At 57.9% G+C, this 1,341-nt stretch carries 1 pseudogene; it reads left to right on the top strand.

Annotated elements, in window-relative coordinates:
* Positions 1-1,341: pseudogene (locus tag R7P74_RS24775) on the top strand (RHS repeat-associated core domain-containing protein); the annotation flags it as partial.

Below are 1,341 nucleotides of genomic sequence, written 5' to 3'. Positions count from 1 at the left end.
ACTGGCTTCCTTCCAAGTCGCTCCCGGCAAAAATCACAGAACCAACCAGGATCACTGAGCTCACCTACGACACTCATCTCCGGGTGATAAGCCGCAAGGTCACTGATCGCAGCTCGGGCGCTTCCCGGACATGGACCTACACCTATGCCCCTGTTGGTACAGGAAAGCCGAGCCTGTTGGCCTCGGTTGATGGTCCGCGCACCGACGTCAGCGATGTTACGACATTTGACTACGATGACCAGGGCAACCTGATCCGGACAACGAACGCGCTGGGGCAGGTGACGCAGTTTGGTGACTACGACGCGAACGGTCGCGCCGGGACCATTCAGGGTGTCAATGGTGTAACCCAAACCCTCACCTATGACGCCAGAGGAAGACTTGTCAGCTCCACTGGGCCAGAAGGAACCACGGTCTACAACTATGATGCTGTGGGCCTCCTGAGTGCGCTGACCAAGCCAAATGATGCAACCGGCAGCTATGAGTACGACGCTGCACATCGGCTGGTGGCGGAAACAGATGCACAGGGCAACCGGCGCGAGCTTGAGCTCAATGACCTCGGGAACCCAGTAGAAGAGCGACTGCTCGATGCGCTGGGCCAGACCCGTTGGATAGAGCGCCGGATCTTCAACGAAATCGGCTGGCTCTCCAGTGTCTCCGACGCCTATAGCAATCAGTCATCGTTTTCCTACGATGTGGTGGCAAACCTGATACAGGAGACCAGTCCCTCTGGTAACACACACTCCTACAAGTACGACGGCTTCCATCACCGGACACAAACGACCGATCCCCTCGGGAAGGTCACGCAGGTGCTCTACAAGGATACCGGCGATGTTTACCGTGTCTCCGACCCTCGTTCGCGCCTGACCTACTACAGCTACAACGGCTTTGGCGAAGTGACCCAGGTCCGGAGCCCGGACACCGGCACCACCGACATTACCTATGACGAAGCCGGTAACGTGGCAACGCGCAAAACGGCCAAGGGGCAAACCACAAGCTACAGCTATGACGCGCTGAACCGGATCATCGAAACCTCCAGCGATGTCGCTGGCGAATCGCCAATTCTGTACGGGTACGACGAAGCAACCTCACCATACGGCATAGGCCGCTTGACCTCAGTCGATGATGGCAACGGTGTCCGGAGATTTGGCTACACCCCCGAAGGATGGCTGGCTTACGAAACCTGGGAAACCCACGGGCAGAGCCTGACTACCCAGTACCAATACGATGGTGCAGGCCTCGTCACGAAGATCACGTATCCCAGTGGCCGTGAGGTCTCCTACACCCGTGACTCAGCCGGTGACGTCATCGAGGTGACAACGACACAAGCAGGCACCACAACAA

This window comes from Vibrio sp. 2033, assembly GCF_033339735.1.
This window is presented reverse-complemented; position numbering and strand designations above follow the sequence as displayed.